At 63.3% G+C, this 16,775-nt stretch carries 15 protein-coding genes and 1 pseudogene; 12 read left to right on the top strand and 4 right to left on the bottom strand.

Annotated elements, in window-relative coordinates; all coding sequences use genetic code 11:
* Positions 1–28 precede the first annotated feature (28 nt).
* Both NP552_RS26140 and NP552_RS26135 read left to right on the top strand, forming a co-directional pair.
* A pseudogene (locus tag NP552_RS26140) lies at positions 29–421 on the top strand (PAS domain-containing protein); the annotation flags it as partial.
* 381 nt (positions 422–802) lie between these two features.
* Positions 803–1,675 (top strand): methyl-accepting chemotaxis protein, encoded by an 873-nt coding sequence (locus tag NP552_RS26135; protein WP_370409068.1) that lies wholly within the window; start codon positions 803–805, stop codon positions 1,673–1,675.
* 7 nt (positions 1,676–1,682) lie between these two features.
* Here the strand turns inward: NP552_RS26135 and NP552_RS21245 are convergent, their stop codons facing one another.
* The 4 genes from NP552_RS21245 to norR form a co-directional block, all read right to left on the bottom strand.
* Positions 1,683–2,444: a YkgJ family cysteine cluster protein gene (locus NP552_RS21245; RefSeq protein ID WP_078479911.1), complete on the bottom strand. Its 762-nt coding sequence runs from the start codon at positions 2,442–2,444 to the stop codon at positions 1,683–1,685.
* Positions 2,423–2,728: a hypothetical protein gene (locus NP552_RS21240; RefSeq protein ID WP_043864399.1), complete on the bottom strand. Its 306-nt coding sequence runs from the start codon at positions 2,726–2,728 to the stop codon at positions 2,423–2,425. The genes NP552_RS21245 and NP552_RS21240 overlap by 22 nt, the downstream gene beginning before the upstream one ends.
* Positions 2,729–2,893: 165 nt before the next feature.
* Positions 2,894–3,793, bottom strand: coding sequence for a chemotaxis protein (locus NP552_RS21235; protein ID WP_043864400.1), 900 nt, complete (start codon positions 3,791–3,793; stop codon positions 2,894–2,896).
* A gap of 81 nt (positions 3,794–3,874) precedes the next feature.
* Complete coding sequence (gene norR / locus NP552_RS21230) at positions 3,875–5,422, bottom strand: nitric oxide reductase transcriptional regulator NorR (RefSeq protein WP_274097127.1); 1,548 nt, start codon at positions 5,420–5,422, stop codon at positions 3,875–3,877.
* A gap of 155 nt (positions 5,423–5,577) precedes the next feature.
* Between norR and hmpA the strand changes: the two genes are divergently transcribed.
* From hmpA to NP552_RS21180, 10 genes are all read left to right on the top strand, one after another.
* The gene (gene hmpA, locus NP552_RS21225; RefSeq protein ID WP_088515291.1) at positions 5,578–6,759 is read left to right on the top strand and encodes an NO-inducible flavohemoprotein; all 1,182 of its coding nucleotides are present in this window, start codon (positions 5,578–5,580) and stop codon (positions 6,757–6,759) included.
* Between the two features lie 181 nt (positions 6,760–6,940).
* Positions 6,941–7,447 carry a disulfide bond formation protein B gene (locus tag NP552_RS21220; protein WP_043864403.1) on the top strand — a complete coding sequence of 169 codons (507 nt, stop codon included), beginning with the start codon at positions 6,941–6,943 and terminating at the stop codon, positions 7,445–7,447.
* A gap of 562 nt (positions 7,448–8,009) precedes the next feature.
* Positions 8,010–8,951, top strand: coding sequence for a ubiquinol oxidase subunit II (gene cyoA / locus NP552_RS21215; protein WP_043864404.1), 942 nt, complete (start codon positions 8,010–8,012; stop codon positions 8,949–8,951).
* Positions 8,952–8,954: 3 nt separating this feature from the next.
* Positions 8,955–10,973 carry a cytochrome o ubiquinol oxidase subunit I gene (cyoB, locus tag NP552_RS21210; protein ID WP_043864405.1) on the top strand — a complete coding sequence of 673 codons (2,019 nt, stop codon included), beginning with the start codon at positions 8,955–8,957 and terminating at the stop codon, positions 10,971–10,973.
* Between the two features lie 3 nt (positions 10,974–10,976).
* Positions 10,977–11,600, top strand: coding sequence for a cytochrome o ubiquinol oxidase subunit III (gene cyoC / locus NP552_RS21205; RefSeq protein ID WP_043864406.1), 624 nt, complete (start codon positions 10,977–10,979; stop codon positions 11,598–11,600).
* Positions 11,601–11,933, top strand: a complete 333-nt coding sequence (gene cyoD / locus NP552_RS21200; RefSeq protein WP_043864407.1) for a cytochrome o ubiquinol oxidase subunit IV — start codon at positions 11,601–11,603, stop codon at positions 11,931–11,933.
* A gap of 11 nt (positions 11,934–11,944) precedes the next feature.
* Positions 11,945–12,832, top strand: a complete 888-nt coding sequence (gene cyoE, locus NP552_RS21195; RefSeq protein ID WP_274097126.1) for a heme o synthase — start codon at positions 11,945–11,947, stop codon at positions 12,830–12,832.
* Positions 12,833–13,691: 859 nt separating this feature from the next.
* The gene (locus tag NP552_RS21190; protein WP_058541385.1) at positions 13,692–14,819 is read left to right on the top strand and encodes a hypothetical protein; all 1,128 of its coding nucleotides are present in this window, start codon (positions 13,692–13,694) and stop codon (positions 14,817–14,819) included.
* 148 nt (positions 14,820–14,967) lie between these two features.
* A complete protein-coding gene (gene alaC, locus NP552_RS21185) occupies positions 14,968–16,203 on the top strand; it encodes an alanine transaminase (RefSeq protein ID WP_043864411.1) in 1,236 nt (411 codons plus the stop codon).
* A gap of 179 nt (positions 16,204–16,382) precedes the next feature.
* Positions 16,383–16,757, top strand: coding sequence for a YkgJ family cysteine cluster protein (locus NP552_RS21180; protein ID WP_043864412.1), 375 nt, complete (start codon positions 16,383–16,385; stop codon positions 16,755–16,757).
* Positions 16,758–16,775 lie beyond the last annotated feature (18 nt).

Here is a 16,775-nt window from a genome sequence, read left to right as displayed (position 1 = left end):
AGTCTGCGCTGGATCAAGGTTTTACTAAATGTTGCCCCGTAGAGTCTCTCGCCCTGCCGCCCCTCCACCTATAAAAACGCGAGCGCTTTCGATGAAGAGCAATCTGCCTGTGACCGGCCGCAATGTAGATTACCCCGGTGACGCGAATATCCTTTCCACCACCGATCTGACCAGCGCCATTACCTATGCCAACGAGGATTTTCTCAAGGTCAGCGGGTTCGAGCGCGACGAGCTGATTGGCCAGTTGCACCATGTGGTACGCCATCCCGACATGCCTTCCCAGGCCTTTGCGCAGATGTGGCAGACCCTCAAGGCCGGCCGCTCGTGGATGGGGCTGGTGAAGAACCGCTGCAAGAATGGCGACCATTACTGGGTCAGCGCATTCGTGTCGCCGGTCACCAGCCAGGGCCAGACGGTGGAGTACCAGTCGGTGCGCACCAAGCCCACCCCGGCGCAGGTGGAGGCCGCCGAACGCTGCTATGCACGCTTGCGCCAGCAGCGCCCGTTGCCCTGGTGGCAACGCCTGCCGCGCCCTGGCCTGGCGTTGCAGCTGGGGCTGGGCACAGGCCTGGTGCTGGCAGTGGTGCTGGGCACCAGCCGCCTGCTGTTGCCGGCGCTGCCGTGGCAGTGGCTGCTGGAGCTGGTGGCCGCCGGTGGGCTCAGTGCGCTGCTGGTGTCGGTGCTGCTGCGCCCACTGGAACAACTACGGGTGCGGGCGCAGTCGATTGCCGACAACCCGTTGAGCCAGCAGCTGTATACCGGCAAGGCGGGCGCCGTGGGGCAGATCGAATTCGCCCTGCTGATGCTCGAGGCGCAGATCGGGGCGGTGGTGGGGCGCATTGGCGACACCTCGCAGCGCCTGGCCGGCCACACCGCAGAGCTGGCGCAGCACCTGCAGCACAGCCACACCACCACCCTGGGCCAGCAGGGCGAGGCCGATCAGGTGGCGGCGGCAATCAACCAGATGACCACCAGCGTGGCCGAGGTGGCCAGCAATGCCCAGCAGGCTTCGGAGGCCGCCGAGCATGCCGAGGATGCCACCCAGAATGGTCATCAGCTGGTGGACCGCAGCCGCAGCAGCATCCTCGAACTGGCCAGCGCACTGAGCGCTGCCACCGAGGTTATCCACACCCTGGAAGGCCACAGCATGGAAATTTCCGGAGTGCTGTCGGTTATCCACAGCATCGCCGAGCAGACCAACCTGCTGGCACTGAACGCGGCCATCGAGGCGGCGCGGGCGGGGGATCAGGGGCGTGGCTTTGCGGTGGTCGCCGATGAGGTGCGCGGCCTGGCCAAGCGCACGGCCGAGTCCACCGGCGAAATCCAGCGCATGATCAGCGCCTTGCAGCGCGGCACCCGCGATGCGGTGCAGGCCATGCACGAGAGCCGCGAGCATGCCGGGCAGAGCGTCGAGCAGGCGCAGCAGGCGGCGGTGGCGCTGGACGGCATCAGCCAGCAGGTCAACCAGATCAGCGAGATGAGCCTGCAGATTGCTGCGGCGGTGGAGCAGCAGAGCCTGGTCAGCGAAGATATCAACCGCAACATCATCAGCATTCGCCAGGCCAGCGAAGAGAGCGTGGTGGCCGGTCAGCACGGGCATGCCAACGCCAGCGACGTGGCCGGTCTGGCCGAAGACCTGCGGCGCCTGGCCGAGGAGTTCTGGCAGCGCCGCTAGGCGCCGCTCAGAAACCGATGAAGCTGTAGTGGCCAGCCGATGTGCTGCACACCCGGGCGCCGGCCTGATGCAGTTGCTCGACCAGTGCCGGGTTTTCCACGTGCAGGGTCCAGGGCGCCAGCGCGGCGTTGCCCGGGGCGTGCAGGGCGGCGTGCAGCGCCCCGGTGTCGGGCAGGTAGGCGGTGAAGCCGTTGCCCTTGAGCGCGCTGGTGGTGATGCCCAGTTGCTGGCAGATCTGCACTTTGGCGTGGATATCGTCGCGGTCGGCCTGGCGCGAGCGCTCGATCAGCTCGGCCAGTTGGCGGTCCATCAACTGGCTGCCGTGGATCAGTACCGGGCCGCGTTGCCAGGCTTCGGTCGGGCAGTCCTTGGCGTCGGGGCGCAACGGGATGTGCGGGTTGATTTCCATCGGGTAGATACGGCACACCAGCGGCCGGCGCTCATAGATGCGGCACAGGTTGTCGGCATCCAGATTGCGGCAGGCGCCGGGGTTGAACGCGGCGAAGGTGATGGCCACGTGTGCCTGGGTACTGCCGCAGGGCACGGCGCAGGCACGGCGGGTGGCGTGCTCGCGCTGGGCGTCGGGCAGGCCCAGGCCGTTGGCCAGAAAGGCTTCCACCAGCACGATGAGCTGGCCGCCATCTGCCACCCAGTGGCGCGCTTCGTCGAGGGTCAGGGGAACGTGGTGGCCATTGCAGCATTTGCCACAGCCGGTGCAGTCGAACTGGAGTGAGGTTGCAGCGCTGGTCACGGTTTGGCGGGGGTCCATTCGGTGATGAAGGCAGTCTTGCGCTGCTTGTCGAACAGGCACAGCTCGCTGCCTTTCTGGTTCTTCATGTGCTTTTGCGGGTAGTGGCCGCTGATCAGCAGGGCACTGTAGCCGACGCGGTCGTCGAACTCGGCCGGCTTGCTGGCGGGCCGGGCATCCTTGAACTGGCTGGCGGCGAGGCAGGCTCTGGTCAGGGCTTGTTCGTGGTCGGCCCAGGCCTGGTCGCTGGAGGCATGGGCGCCGAGGCTGAACAGGGCCAGCAGGGCGAAGGTGAGGGCTTTCATGATGGGCGGCTCATGAGGGGCAGGCCGCTGATTATGCCAGAGCGTCGATTTTTGCAGGAGCGGGAGCGTTTCAGCGTTTGTCCGGTTTTTTTCGCCGGCAAGGCCGGCTCCTACAAGGGTACGCGGTGCCTGTAGGAGCCGGCCTTGCCGGCGAAGGGGGGCGGCTCAGCGCTCGGCGAAAGCCACCGCCCGCGCTGCCACGATCAGGCAATCGGTGAGCTCCGGCGAGGAGAACTTGGTCAGCACCGCGTTCGCCCCTGCCAGCCGGGCTTTCTCGCTGTTCATCGCGCTGTCCAGCGAGGTGTGCAGCAGTACATAGAGGTGCTGGAAGTCAGGCGTTTCGCGCAGTGTGCGGGTGAAGGCGTAGCCGTCCATCTCGGACATCTCGATGTCCGAGACCACCACGTTGATCTCCCGGTCGGTGCCCTGCAGCTCCAGCAGGGTGTCGATGGCATCCTTGGCACTCTTGGCGGTGTGGCATTCCAGCCCCAGGCCGCGCAGGGTCAGCACCGACTGGTGGAGTGCCACATGGCTGTCATCGACCACCAGTATGTTGGTGGCCTGCAGAACGGCGGCGTCTTCGGGGTTCAGCTCGCTGCTGCTCACTTCACGCGGCGGCGGCGCAATGCCGTGAATGACCTTTTCGATGTCCAGCACCTGCACCAGCGTGCCGTCCACCTGGGTTACCCCGGTGATGAATGCCTTGCTGCTCGACCCGTAGGGCGGCGGCTTGATGTCGGTACTCAGGCAATGCACGATGCGGCTCACCGCCTGCACGTGCAGGCCCTGCTTGGAGCGGCTGATGTCGGTGACGATCAGGCAGCCGCCGTTGGGGTCTTCCAACGGGCGCTCGCCGATGGCGCGCGACAGGTCGATGACCGACAGCGAGTTGCCCCGCAGGGTGGCCACGCCTTTGACGTGCGGGTGCGATTCCGGGAGCTTGGTCAGGGGCGGGCAAGGGATGATCTCGCTGACCTTGAGCAGGTTGATTGCCATCAGCTTGCCGCTGCGCAGGGTGAACAGCAGCAGCGACAGCGAGTCGGCGCGGGCATTTTGCGAGGCCATAGGCACCTTCAGGGCAAAGAGAATAAGGGATCTGCCGGGTTATCGACCCGAGCGCGCCAGGCTTTAATCCGCCACTGCACTTCAGCGTAGCCCCAGTCGGCGGGCCAGGCGGCTGAGGTTGGCGCGGTCCAGGCCCAGCTCGCGCGCGGCACTGGCCCAGTTGTGCTGGTGGCGCTCCAGGCAGGCCTCGATCAGCTGGCGCTGGTACAGGTCCAGGGCCTGGCGCAGGTCGGTGCCGGGCGGTGGTGGCAGTGGCGCCGCCACGCTGGGCGCTGCCCCCGGGCCGGCGCCGGGCAGGTCGAAGTCGCGGGCCTCCAGGGTCAGGATCTTCGGCCGCTCGGGGTGCTGGCCCAGCGCCTTGAGCGACGAGCGGCCGATCAGGTGCTCCAGTTCGCGCACATTGCCCGGCCAGTCGTACGCCAGCAGCGCGGTCTGGGCATCGCTGCTCAGGCGCAGGCTGTTCAAGCCCATGCGCGAGCGGTTCTGCTCCAGGAAGTAGCCACTGAGCAGCAGCACGTCGCGCCCGCGCTCGCGCAGCGCCGGCACCCGCAGCGGGTACACGCTCAGGCGGTGGTAGAAGTCGGCGCGGTAGCGCCCGGCACGCACTTCCTCGGCCAGGTCGCGGTTGGTGGCGGCAATCAGGCGCACATCAACCTGGTGCTCCTGGTCCGAGCCCAGGCGCTGCAGCTGTCCGCTTTGCAGCACGCGCAGCAACTTGGCCTGCACGGCCAGCGACAGTTCGCCCACTTCGTCGAGAAACAGTGTGCCGCCGTTGGCCAGCTCGAACTTGCCGCGTCGCTCGCCCACCGCGCCGGTGAAGGCGCCGCGCACATGGCCGAACAGCTCGCTCTCGACCAGGGTGTCGGGCAAGGCGGCGCAGTTGAGGCTGATCATCGGCTTGTCGGCACGCGCCGACTGCTGGTGGATGGCCTGGGCCACCAGCTCCTTGCCGACTCCGGTTTCACCGGTGACCAGTACGGTCAGGTCGCTGCCGGCGACCAGGCGGATCTCTTCGAGCAGGTGCTTGTGGGCCTTGCTCTGGCCGATCAGTTCCTGGTGCTGCTGGCCGCTGGCCTGGCGGTAGATCTCGGCGCGCTGGTGTTCGTCTTCGGCGCGCAGGGCCAGGCGTTCGATACGTTGCGCCACGTTGACCGTGGCGGCGGCCAGGCTGGCGAAGGCCTGCAGGGCGTCCAGCTCGACCTGCTGGAAGCGCTCCGGGGCCAGCGCATCGAGGGTGATCAGGCCCCAGGGCCGTTCGTCGACGAACAGCGGGCAGCCCATGCAGTCGTGTACCTCCAGGTGCTGGTGCAGGCCCTCGACCAGGCCGTCGTAGGGGTCGGGCAACTGGCTGTCGCTGGCAAAGCGGGTCGGCTCGCTGCGGCTGAGCAGGGCGGCGAAGCGCGGGTGTTCGCTGACCTTGAAGCGCCGGCCCAGGGTGTCGGGGCTCAGGCCGTCCACCGCCAGGGGGACCAGCCATTCGCCATCCAGGCGCAGCAGCGCGGCGGCGTCGCATGGCAACAGGGCGCGCATGGCTTCGAGCAGGCGACGGTAGCGTTCGCGTTCGGGCAGCTCGCGAGACAGGTCGCTGACCAGGGGCAGCAGTGCGGTAAGCAGGGATTTTGCGGTCATGATGACTCCTTCGAGTCTTTATGACTCTAGCAGGGCTGTGGTCAATTTGACTCAAAAATATTCAAGCTATTGATTTATATGGATTTAATAGTTGGCACGAAAGCTGAAACAACCCGGGCAGATTATCCAGAAGCCATAAGGCCCGGGAGTTACCCATGCTCAATGCCCAAGATCGTGCCATCGTCAAAGCCACCGTTCCGCTGCTGGAAAGCGGCGGCGAGGCGCTGACCACGCATTTCTACAAACTGATGCTCAGCGAATACCCCGAGGTGCGTCCGTTGTTCAACCAGGCCAACCAGGCCAGCGGCGACCAGCCGCGGGCGCTGGCCAATGGCGTACTGATGTATGCACGCCATATCGACCAGCTCGAGCAACTGGGCGGCCTGGTGAACCAGATCATCAACAAGCACGTGGCGCTGCAGATCCTGCCCGAGCACTACCCGATCGTCGGCGCCTGCCTGTTGCGTGCCATCGAAGAGGTGCTCGGCAAGGAGATCGCCACCCCCGAGGTGATCGCGGCCTGGGGCGCGGCCTACCAGCAACTGGCCGATATCCTGATCGGCGCCGAAGAGGGCCTGTACCAGCAGAAGGCCCAGGCGCCGGGTGGCTGGCGCGGTGCGCGGGCGTTCCGGCTGGCGGCGCGGGTGCAGGAGAGCAGCGAGATCGTCTCGTTTCACTTCGCCCCGCTCGATGGCGGCCCGGTTCTCAAGGGCGAGCCCGGCCAGTACCTGGGCCTGAAGGTGCAGATCGATGGCCAGGAGCATCGGCGCAACTATTCATTGTCGGCGCTGGGTGACGGCCGCGAGTACCGCATCAGCGTCAAGCGCGAGGCAGGCGGCAAGGTGTCCAACTACCTGCATGAGCACCTGCAGGTGGGCGATACCCTGGAGCTGTTCCCGCCGGCGGGCGAGTTCACCCTGAGCGCCAGCGACAAGCCGCTGGTGCTGATCAGCGGCGGGGTAGGGATCACCCCGACCCTGGCGATGCTCGACGCGGCCCTGGCCAGCGGTCGCCTGGTGCACTTCATTCATTGCGCGCGCAACGGTGCTGTGCATGCGTTTCGCGACTGGGTGGACGAACGCGCGGCGCGTCATCCGCAGCTCAAGCGCTTCTATTGCTACGCCGAGGATGACGGGGTGAGCCTGCCGGCCGACGCCGTGGGGCTGCTGAGCCAGGATCAACTGGCGCAGTGGCTGCCGGTCGAGCGTGACCTGGACGCGTACTTCCTTGGGCCCAAGGGCTTCATGGCGGCGATCAGGCGTCAGCTCAAGGCCCTGGGGGTGCCGGAGCAGCAGAGCCGCTACGAGTTCTTCGGGCCGGCGGCAGCACTCGAGTAAGGGCCGGGGCCTGTTCGCCGGCAATGCCGGCGCCTGCAGGTGCACGAATGTGCTGCAGGCGCCGGCTAAGCTGCCGACCTTAATCTTCTTTTAATCGGTTTAACCTTCACTCCCTGTGGTCATGGTCGGCGTGTAGAATTGCGCCCAGGCTTGAGCCACCTATCTAGTGAAGGGAACGGGAATGAACGATCTAACGCAGCGCCTGAATCGGGAACGGCGCTTTCTGGTACTGCTGGGCGCCATCTGCCTGGCGCTGATCGGCGGTGCCCTGTACATGCAGATCGTGCTGGGCGAGGCACCGTGCCCACTGTGCATCCTGCAGCGCTATGCATTGCTGTTCATCGCCCTGTTCGCCTTCATCGGTGCGGCCATGCCCGGGCGGCGCAGCCTCACGCTGTTCGAGGCCCTGGTGGTGCTGAGCGCCATCGGCGGCATTGCTGCAGCGGGCAACCACGCCTACATTCTGGCCAACCCGGCCGTCAGCTGCGGCATCGACACACTGCAGCCGATCGTCGACGGCCTGCCGCTGGCCTCGGTGCTGCCGCTGGTGTTCCAGGTGGATGGTTTCTGCTCGACGCCGTACCCGCCGGTGCTGGGGCTGTCGCTGGCGCAATGGGCGCTGCTGGCCTTCGTGCTGACCGCCGTGCTGGTGCCGCTGGGCATCTACCGCAACCGTCGCCAGCGTTAGACAAAAGTCCCGTGTCGAGGCAAGTGCGCAGGGCTTGAGAATTTTCCGAAGAAGTCGCCTCCAGGTTGACCTGGATCAAGTCCCAACCCTTGCGGTACGGGCATTTCAGGGCTACAGCCAGGGGTGCGACAAACTGTCGCGAAATTGATTTTTGCTGCGCTATTGTTACGTTTTCTGTAAAGGACTGTTGCTCAATAAGTCATAGTCATGGCCATGTTACGTCACTACAATCGCCCCCAATTTCCGTTCGGCACCGCTTGCGAGTTGCAGGATTAAAGGAGCTCCGGCCCCTTTCGTGACTCTGACGAGCATCGCCTGCGGCGATGCCGGGCTGACCCCCCTCCCGTGATTTTCCGCACCAAATGGAATTGGTCTGTAAACAGGCCTGATTGCCTACGAAGTCAAAACAATAAGCACCGTTGCACACCGGTTCTGCCGAGCAGCCGCAGCTGAATTCCGGCGTGACCGTATTCGATCCCATAAATGCTGACGCTTGGCAGGACGAAGTGTTGGCGACCAAAACACAAATTGCATTGAAGCAAGCTGCTCTAGAGGTCGTGAGATGAGTAAAAAGCGTTACCCCAGACTGTTTGGCATTCTGCCCTTTTTAGGCATGCTTTTACTCAGTGGGTGCAACTGGACCCTGCTCGACCCGAAGGGCCAGGTCGGCATTGAGCAAAGGAACCTGATCCTGATCGCTACCGGCCTGATGTTGCTGGTGGTGATTCCTGTCATTTTCATGACGATCGCGTTCGCGTGGAAGTATCGCGCCTCCAACAAGGCTGCCACCTACACCCCTGACTGGTCGCACTCGACCAAGATCGAAGTGGCCGTATGGTCCATCCCGGTGCTGATCATCATCGCCCTGGGTTATGTCACCTACCTCTCCACCCACAAGCTGGACCCGTACCGTCCACTGGATTCCGACGTGAAGCCGGTGCAGATCGACGTGGTCGCGCTGGACTGGAAATGGCTGTTCATCTACCCGGAACAGGGCATTGCCACGGTCAACAAGATCGTCTTCCCGGCCAACACCCCGGTCAATTTCCGCGTGACCTCCGACGCCGTGATGAACTCGTTCTTCATCCCGGGCCTGGGCGGCCAGATCTACGCGATGGCGGGCATGACCACCAAGCTGCACCTGATTGCCAACCAGAACGCCGAGTTCGACGGGATCTCCGCCAACTACAGCGGTGCCGGCTTCACCGGCATGAAGTTCAAGGCGATCGCCACGTCCCAGGAAGATTTCGAGGCGTGGGTCAACGAGGTCAAGCAGTCGCCGCAACAACTGGACAAGGCCACCTACGAGGCTCTGGCCAAACCTAGCGAAAACAACCCGGTTGCGCTCTACAGCGTGGCCCCGGAAAACATGTTCCAGTCCATCGTCGACAAGTACGAGGGCATGAACCGTGGCAAGCCGGTGGTGCACGAGAAGAAAGAGCACAAAGAAGCGGCCGAAGCGATGGACGTGAGTATGCATTCAGCTGCTGGGGCAGAGGAGTAAAAGATGTTCGGTAAACTTAGTCTGGACGCGATCCCGTATCACGAGCCGATAGTCATGGTGACCCTCGCCATGATCGCGCTCGGCGGTCTCGCGTTGGTTGCTGCAATCACCTATTTCCGCAAGTGGACCTACTTGTGGACCGAGTGGCTGACGTCGGTCGACCACAAGAAGATCGGGGTGATGTACATCATCGTCGCGATGGTCATGCTGCTGCGCGGCTTTGCCGACGCCATCATGATGCGTACCCAGCTGGCCATGGCCACTGGCGGCGCCGAGGGCTATCTGCCTCCTGAACACTATGACCAGATCTTCACCGCTCACGGTGTGATCATGATCATCTTCATGGCGATGCCATTCTTCACCGGCCTGATGAACCTGGCCCTGCCTCTGCAGATCGGTGCACGTGACGTTGCCTTCCCGTTCCTCAACTCCCTGAGCTTCTGGCTGCTGGTGTCCGGCGTTGCGCTGGTCAACATCTCCCTGGGCGTGGGCGAGTTCGCCAAGACCGGCTGGGTGGCCTATCCACCGCTGGCGGGTATCCAGTACAGCCCTGGGGTCGGTGTCGACTACTACATCTGGGCGCTACAGATATCCGGATTGGGGACAACGCTGACCGGTGTCAACTTCCTGGCCACCGTGCTGAAAATGCGCGCCCCTGGCATGAAGCTGATGGACATGCCGATCTTCACCTGGACCTGCACCTGGGCCAACATCCTGATCGTGGCTTCGTTCCCGATCCTGACCGCGACCCTGGCACTGCTGACCGTTGACCGTTATCTGGACTTCCACATTTTCACCAACGAGCTTGGTGGGAACCCGATGATGTACGTCAACCTGTTCTGGGCATGGGGTCACCCTGAGGTGTACATCCTGATCCTGCCGGCGTTCGGCGTGTTCTCGGAAGTCATCTCGACCTTTACCGGCAAGCGCCTGTTCGGTCACAAGTCGATGATCTACGCCTCGGGTGCGATCTCGGTTCTGGGCTTCGGCGTATGGCTGCACCACTTCTTCACCATGGGTTCGGGCGCCAGCGTCAACACCTTCTTCGGTCTGGCGACCATGCTCATTTCGATCCCGACCGGGGTCAAGCTGTTCAACTGGCTGTTCACGATCTACCAGGGCCGTCTGCGCTTCACCGCGCCAGTGCTGTGGACCCTGGGCTTCATGGTGACCTTCTCGATCGGCGGCATGACCGGCGTACTGCTGGCCGTACCTGGTGCTGACTTCGTGCTGCACAACAGCCTGTTCGTGATCGCTCACTTCCACAACGTGATCATCGGTGGTGCGGTGTTCGGCTACATTGCCGGCTTCGCCTTCTGGTTCCCGAAAGCCTTCGGTTTCACCCTGAACGAGAAGTGGGGCAAGGCTGCCTTCTGGTTCTGGATCTCCGGTTTCTACGTGGCCTTCATGCCGCTGTACGCACTGGGCTTCATGGGCATGACCCGTCGTCTGAACCACTCGGACAACCCTGCCTGGGAACCGTACCTGTACGTGGCCGTGGTCGGTGCCGTGCTGATCCTGTTCGGTATCGCCTGCCAGCTGATCCAGCTGTACGTGTCGATCCGCGATCGCAAGGACAACATGGACGTCACTGGCGACCCATGGAATGCGCACACCCTGGAATGGTCGACCTCGTCGCCACCGCCGTTCTACAACTTCGCCACCATGCCGGAAAAAGTCGGCCTGGACGCATGGACCGAAGCCAAGCGCGCCGGTATCGCCTACAAGGCTCCGGCCCAGTACGCACCGATCCACATGCCGAACAACACCGCTACCGGTCTGTACATGGGCGCGCTGTTGACCGTCTTCGGTTTCGCCACCATCTGGCACATCTGGTGGTTGGCCGCGGTCGGCCTGATCGGCACCATCGCTGTCTTCGTTGCTCACGCTGCGCGTGACGACCAGGGCTACATGGTTCCTGCCGAGGAAGTGGCACGTATCGAAGGTGAGCGTCTGAAGCACCTCGGTCTGGCTACCGGCTCGCCAGTCGGTGCGCCTGTCGAATCGTTTGAACGGGTTTAATCAATGTCCAGTCATGTAATCAATGCTGATGCTGCTCATGGTCACGACCATGGGCACGAAGAACACCACGACTCGGGCCAGATGACCGTATTCGGTTTCTGGCTGTACCTGATGACCGACTGCATCCTGTTTGCGTCGATCTTCGCAGCCTACGCGGTGCTGTCCGGCAACTTTGCCGGCGGCCCGTCGGGTCACGACATCTTCGAACTGCCGTATGTACTGGCTGAAACCGCGCTGCTGCTGTTCTCCAGTATCACCTTCGGCTTCGCCATGCTGCAGATGTACAAGGGCAACAAGAACGGTGTACTGGCCTGGCTGGCAGTCACCTTCCTGCTCGGCCTTGGCTTCATCGTCATGGAAGTCAACGAGTTCCACCTGCTGATCAGCGAAGGCTTCGGCCCGCAGCGCAGCGGCTTCCTGTCGGGCTTCTTCGCCCTGGTCGGCACCCACGGTCTGCACGTGACCGGTGGTCTGATCTGGATGGCCGTGATGATGTACCAGATCCAGAAGAAGGGCATCACCGGTTCGGCCAAGACCCGCATGGGTTGCCTGAGCCTGTTCTGGCACTTCCTGGACGTGGTCTGGATCTGCGTATTCACCGTTGTCTATCTGCTGGGGGTTCTGTAAATGGCTAACGCACATAACGAGCACGCCGAGGGCAGCCACGGCAGCGTGAAGTCGTACGCAATCGGCTTCGTACTGTCGGTGATCCTGACGCTGATCCCGTTCGGTCTGGTGATGTACCCGACCTTGCCCAAAGACATGACTGTACTGATCGTGGTGGCCTTCGCGGTCATCCAGATCGTCGTGCACCTGTACTACTTCCTGCACCTGGACCGTTCGCCAGAGCAGCGTGAGAACGTCAGCGCCTTCCTGTTCACCGGGTTGGTCATTGCACTGTTGGTCGGCCTGTCGCTGTGGATCATGTTCAGCATCCACACCAGCATGATGGCGAAGTGAGGTAAGACGGCATGTCCTTTAAGCACTTTATCCAAATCACCAAACCGGGGATCATTTTCGGTAACGTGCTTTCTGTGGTAGGCGGTTTCTTCCTTGCCGCGCAAGGGCATGTGGACTTCATGCTGTTCCTGGCCACGGTGATCGGCACTTCGCTGGTGGTGGCGTCCGGTTGCGTGTTCAACAACTGCATCGACCGTGACATCGACATCAAGATGGAGCGCACCAAGAACCGTGTGATGGTTCAAGGGCAGGTCTCGCTGAAGATCGCGCTGGCCTACGCCACCCTGCTCGGGGTGGCCGGGCTTGGCCTGCTGTACGTGCAGGCCAATGCCCTGGCAGCGTTGTTCGGCCTGATCGGGTTCATCATCTACGTGGGTTTCTACAGCCTGTACCTGAAGCGCAAATCGGTGCACGGCACCCTGGTAGGCAGCCTGTCCGGTGCCATGCCTCCGGTGATCGGCTACTGCGCCGTGAGCAACAGCTTCGACCTGGCTGCGTTGACCCTGCTGGTGATGTTCAGCCTGTGGCAGATGCCGCATTCCTATGCGATCGCGATCTTCCGCTTCAACGACTACCTGGCGGCCTCGATTCCGGTACTGCCGGTCAAGCGTGGCATCCTGGTGGCCAAGAAACACATCCTCTGGTACATCGTGGCGTTCCTGGCAGCGACCCTGATGCTGACCATCGGTGGTTATGCCGGCATGAGCTACATGGCCGTGGCCGCGGCGATGGGCATGTACTGGTTGTACATGGCCTGGACCGGCTACAAGGCTGTGGATGATCGCCTGTGGGCGCGCAAGCTGTTCGTGTTTTCTATCTTCACCATCACTGCGTTGAGCGTGATGATGTCGTTGGACACCAAGGTGCCGACCGAACTGCTGCTGACCTACGCGCATTGATCTGATGTGTTGAAAGAGACCCCGGGCCGAAAGGTGCCGGGGTTTTTTTTGCCCTTCAGAAACGGCTTCGCTCCCGCTCCCGCTCTTGTTCTTGCTCTTGCTCTTGCTCTTGCTCTTGCTTTTGCTTTTGATCTTTCCGTCCTTCAGGAGGCCGAATGGAGCCCGCGTGTAGTGGGGTGTAGGGCCATGGATGGCCCGGAAAGTGCCGACGGGCAGGGACGCCCGTGCGGCGCGGCCCCACGGAGCGTGGGTGGAATGAGGGGACCCGTAGCGAAGCGTAGGGCCGGATGCTGGACGGAGCGGTTTTGCTTACTTTTTCCAAGAAAAAAGTAAGCCGCTGTAAGAGCGGAAGGGGCCCTAAATGTCGATATCCATGCTGGATAAGCACATGATTGTCGAATTTCATGTCGGTGTGATTATCCGACATGGATAGCGCTGCGAGCGGCCCCTTCCGCTCTTACAGCGGGTCACTTTTGGCAAACGCCCCAAAAGTAACCAAAAAGGCTGGGCCCTGCATACGGCCCTACGCTTCGCTCCGGGTCCCCTCGCTCCGCACCTGCTCCGGGGGCCGCGCCGCACGGGCGTCCCTGCCCGTCGGCACTTTCCGGGCCATCCATGGCCCTACACCCCACTACGCAGGCGCTCCACTCGGCCTCCTGAAGGGCCAGAAGATCAAAAGCAAAAGCAAGAGCAAGAGCAAGAGCAAGAGCAAGAACAAGAGCGGGAGCCGGAGCAAGGCCTCTGGATCGGTGCGTGCCAACGGCCGGCAATCCCTCCCACCCGGGCACCACTCCCCGCTGAACACGCAACCCCCGGCATTGCTAGCGTGACGGCTCCCCACCCCAAGGAGCACACCGCCATGAGCATTCTGACCGTTTACTTCTGCGGCACCGGATCGCACCGTTTCGATGACCAGAACCCCAATTTCTGGAACGGCGAACTGGTCGCCACCCTTGCTTCCAACGACCAGAGCCGCGAGTTCGCCAACTGGATCGCCATCGACGGCCCGGGCAGCGGCAACCTGCAGGCCGATGACCTGTTCATCGAAAACAAGGAATACGGCCTCACCGGCACCCTGTTCGGCGCCGGCTGGGAGCAGAACGTGGCCCACGCCCTGCAGGTCATCAAGGGCTCCTGCACCTGGCAGCGCGAAAAACTCACCGAGCAGGACTACAACCGCCTGAAGTCAGCCGGCGTGCCGATCGAGGACGTGAAGAAGGAGGGTTCCTGGTTCTGGCGCCAGTACGACTATGGCGACCGCGGCGTGACCCCGCAGCAACTCCAGGAAGGCATCATCCGCATGCACCGCAAGGACGGCCTGATTCCCGATCAGGTCAATATCGTGGGCTGGAGCCGCGGCGGCATCAGTGCCCACATGCTCGCCAACGCCATGGCCGACGACCCGCAACTGGCCCACGTGCCGGTGAACATCTTTGCCATCGACCCCGTGCCCGGGATCAACAACCTGCAGCCACACCGCCTGCACCTGCGCACCAACGTGAAGGAGTACGTGGGTTTCTTTTCTCGCGACGAGCGCTCCAAGGGCTTCGCCTGCGTCATCCCGTCCACCTACCCCGATACCCGTGTCCACATCTTTCCGCTGCCAGGACGCCACGCCACGCTGGTGGGCAATGCCTCGGCCGATGGCGCCAGTGCCGGCAACGAGCTGCCCGACCCGGGCCTGATCGTGCGCCATTTTGCCGAAACCTGCCTGACCCGCTGGGGCGTGACGCTGCAAAAACGCCTTGAGCTGAGCGAAGGGCAGGTGGCCGACTACCTGGATGCCATGGACCGCGACGATGCCCGCTACAGGGCCATGCGCAAGCACTCCTACACGCTGCTGAGCGAGTCCGAAGGGGAGCATCGGCTGGTCCACCAGGGCGATATGCGCAAGGCTTTCAGCTTCGTGCGCGGGGCCCACATGGCGCCGGAGGAGGGCCTGGATGTGGGGAGCTGGCGCTCGCTGTCGTTCGAGCGTCTGTGCTGACACCGCGGCATCGGTCGCGGCCGCGCTGCGCGGCCCGCGATCGAATCCACTTTACAGGCATTGCCTGCAGGCACTATCTTCTGCCTCGGCCACCGCAGTGGCCAACGTCGCTCGGACGGTTCCGGGCGCTTACGTCCTCGAGGTAACCATGGCTGACCAAGGTTCGCCGCGCCGCTTTGCGCGCATAGATCGTCTCCCCCCCTACGTATTCAACATCACCGCCGAACTCAAGATGGCCGCGCGCCGTCGTGGCGAAGACATCATCGACCTGAGCATGGGCAACCCCGACGGGGCCACGCCGCCGCACATCGTCGAGAAGCTGGTACAGGTCGCCCAGCGCGAAGACACCCACGGTTACTCCACCTCGCGCGGTATCCCGCGCCTGCGCCGGGCCATCTCGCACTGGTACAAGGACCGCTACGACGTCGAGATCGACCCCGAGTCCGAAGCCATTGTCACCATCGGCTCCAAGGAGGGCCTGGCCCACCTGATGCTGGCCACCCTGGACCACGGCGATACCGTGCTGGTGCCCAACCCCAGCTACCCGATCCACATCTACGGCGCGGTGATCGCCGGGGCCCAGGTGCGTTCGGTGCCGCTGGTGCCCGGCGTGGACTTCTTCAACGAGCTGGAGCGGGCGATCCGCGAGTCGATCCCCAAGCCCAAGATGATGATCCTGGGGTTCCCCTCCAACCCCACCGCGCAGTGCGTGGAGCTGGACTTCTTCGAGCGGGTGGTGGCACTGGCCAAGCAGTACGACGTGCTGGTGATCCACGACCTGGCCTATGCCGACATTGTCTACGACGGCTGGAAGGCCCCGTCGATCATGCAGGTGCCGGGTGCCAAGGACATCGCCGTGGAGTTCTTCACGCTGTCCAAGAGCTACAACATGGCCGGCTGGCGGATCGGCTTCATGGTCGGCAACCCGGAGCTGGTCAACGCCCTGGCGCGAATCAAGAGCTACCACGACTACGGCACCTTCACCCCGTTGCAGGTGGCGGCGATCGCGGCGCTCGAAGGCGACCAGCAGTGCGTGCGCGACATCGCCGAGCAGTACCGCCAGCGGCGCAACGTGCTGGTCAAGGGGCTGCACGAGACCGGCTGGATGGTCGAGAACCCCAAGGCCTCGATGTACGTGTGGGCCAAGATCCCCGAGCAGTACGCGCACCTGGGTTCGCTGGAGTTCGCCAAGAAGCTGCTGGCCGAAGCCAAGGTATGCGTGTCGCCGGGCATCGGCTTTGGCGACTATGGCGATGACCATGTGCGCTTTGCCCTGATCGAGAACCAGGACCGCATTCGCCAGGCGGTGCGCGGCATCCGCCAGATGTTCCGTGCCGATGGCATCGAGGCGCCGAAGGCGGCCAGAGCTTCACGCACGTCGTGATGCACCTCGCCGGCAAGGCCTGCTCCCGTAGGAGCCGGCCTTGCCGGCGAAGGGCGCGACACCGCCTTCCGTCGGCCGCCCATATTTCTTTCACTGCCCCCCTTTTCAACGCCACGCCGAAGCATAGAATGATCGTCGGGTTTCTCCCTCCAACGATACTTCTCCCCCCCTCCCAAATCATGTCCGAAAACAATCCTTGTTTGACTTGCGGTGCCTGCTGCGCGTATTTCCGTGTGTCCTTTTTCTGGGGTGAATGCACCTCGGCCGGGGGTGTCGTGCCTGATGAACTGGTGGTGCAGATCAACCCGACCCGGGTGGCGATGATCGGCACCGACGCCAAGCCGTGTCGCTGCATAGGGCTTGAAGGCGAGATCGGCAAGAGCGTCAGCTGTTCGCTCTATGCCCAGCGCTCCAGCCCCTGCCGCGAGTTCGATGCCGCCTGGGTCAATGGCCAGCCCAACGACGACTGCAACGCGGCGCGGGCCGCCCACGGCCTGCCCCCTCTGGAAGCCAACGAGCCGTTCTGGCCCGCCGAAGACCCGGAGGTGGCCTGACCGTTCGTCGGTTGGCTG

Origin of the sequence: Pseudomonas sp. 8209, from assembly GCF_028682105.1 — a bacterium.
Lineage (GTDB): Bacteria > Pseudomonadota > Gammaproteobacteria > Pseudomonadales > Pseudomonadaceae > Aquipseudomonas > Aquipseudomonas palmensis.
This window is presented reverse-complemented; position numbering and strand designations above follow the sequence as displayed.

What these genes read in the sequence shown, in the direction of transcription:
- NP552_RS26135 (WP_370409068.1), top strand. Translation starts at nt 803, where the DNA reads ATGCTCGAGGCGCAGATCGGGGCGGTGGTGGGGCGCATTGGCGACACC.
- NP552_RS21245 (WP_078479911.1), bottom strand. Translation starts at nt 2,444, where the DNA reads ATGGACCCCCGCCAAACCGTGACCAGCGCTGCAACCTCACTCCAGTTC.
- NP552_RS21240 (WP_043864399.1), bottom strand. Translation starts at nt 2,728, where the DNA reads ATGAAAGCCCTCACCTTCGCCCTGCTGGCCCTGTTCAGCCTCGGCGCC.
- NP552_RS21235 (WP_043864400.1), bottom strand. Translation starts at nt 3,793, where the DNA reads ATGGCCTCGCAAAATGCCCGCGCCGACTCGCTGTCGCTGCTGCTGTTC.
- norR (WP_274097127.1), bottom strand. Translation starts at nt 5,422, where the DNA reads ATGACCGCAAAATCCCTGCTTACCGCACTGCTGCCCCTGGTCAGCGAC.
- hmpA (WP_088515291.1), top strand. Translation starts at nt 5,578, where the DNA reads ATGCTCAATGCCCAAGATCGTGCCATCGTCAAAGCCACCGTTCCGCTG.
- NP552_RS21220 (WP_043864403.1), top strand. Translation starts at nt 6,941, where the DNA reads ATGAACGATCTAACGCAGCGCCTGAATCGGGAACGGCGCTTTCTGGTA.
- cyoA (WP_043864404.1), top strand. Translation starts at nt 8,010, where the DNA reads ATGAGTAAAAAGCGTTACCCCAGACTGTTTGGCATTCTGCCCTTTTTA.
- cyoB (WP_043864405.1), top strand. Translation starts at nt 8,955, where the DNA reads ATGTTCGGTAAACTTAGTCTGGACGCGATCCCGTATCACGAGCCGATA.
- cyoC (WP_043864406.1), top strand. Translation starts at nt 10,977, where the DNA reads ATGTCCAGTCATGTAATCAATGCTGATGCTGCTCATGGTCACGACCAT.
- cyoD (WP_043864407.1), top strand. Translation starts at nt 11,601, where the DNA reads ATGGCTAACGCACATAACGAGCACGCCGAGGGCAGCCACGGCAGCGTG.
- cyoE (WP_274097126.1), top strand. Translation starts at nt 11,945, where the DNA reads ATGTCCTTTAAGCACTTTATCCAAATCACCAAACCGGGGATCATTTTC.
- NP552_RS21190 (WP_058541385.1), top strand. Translation starts at nt 13,692, where the DNA reads ATGAGCATTCTGACCGTTTACTTCTGCGGCACCGGATCGCACCGTTTC.
- alaC (WP_043864411.1), top strand. Translation starts at nt 14,968, where the DNA reads ATGGCTGACCAAGGTTCGCCGCGCCGCTTTGCGCGCATAGATCGTCTC.
- NP552_RS21180 (WP_043864412.1), top strand. Translation starts at nt 16,383, where the DNA reads ATGTCCGAAAACAATCCTTGTTTGACTTGCGGTGCCTGCTGCGCGTAT.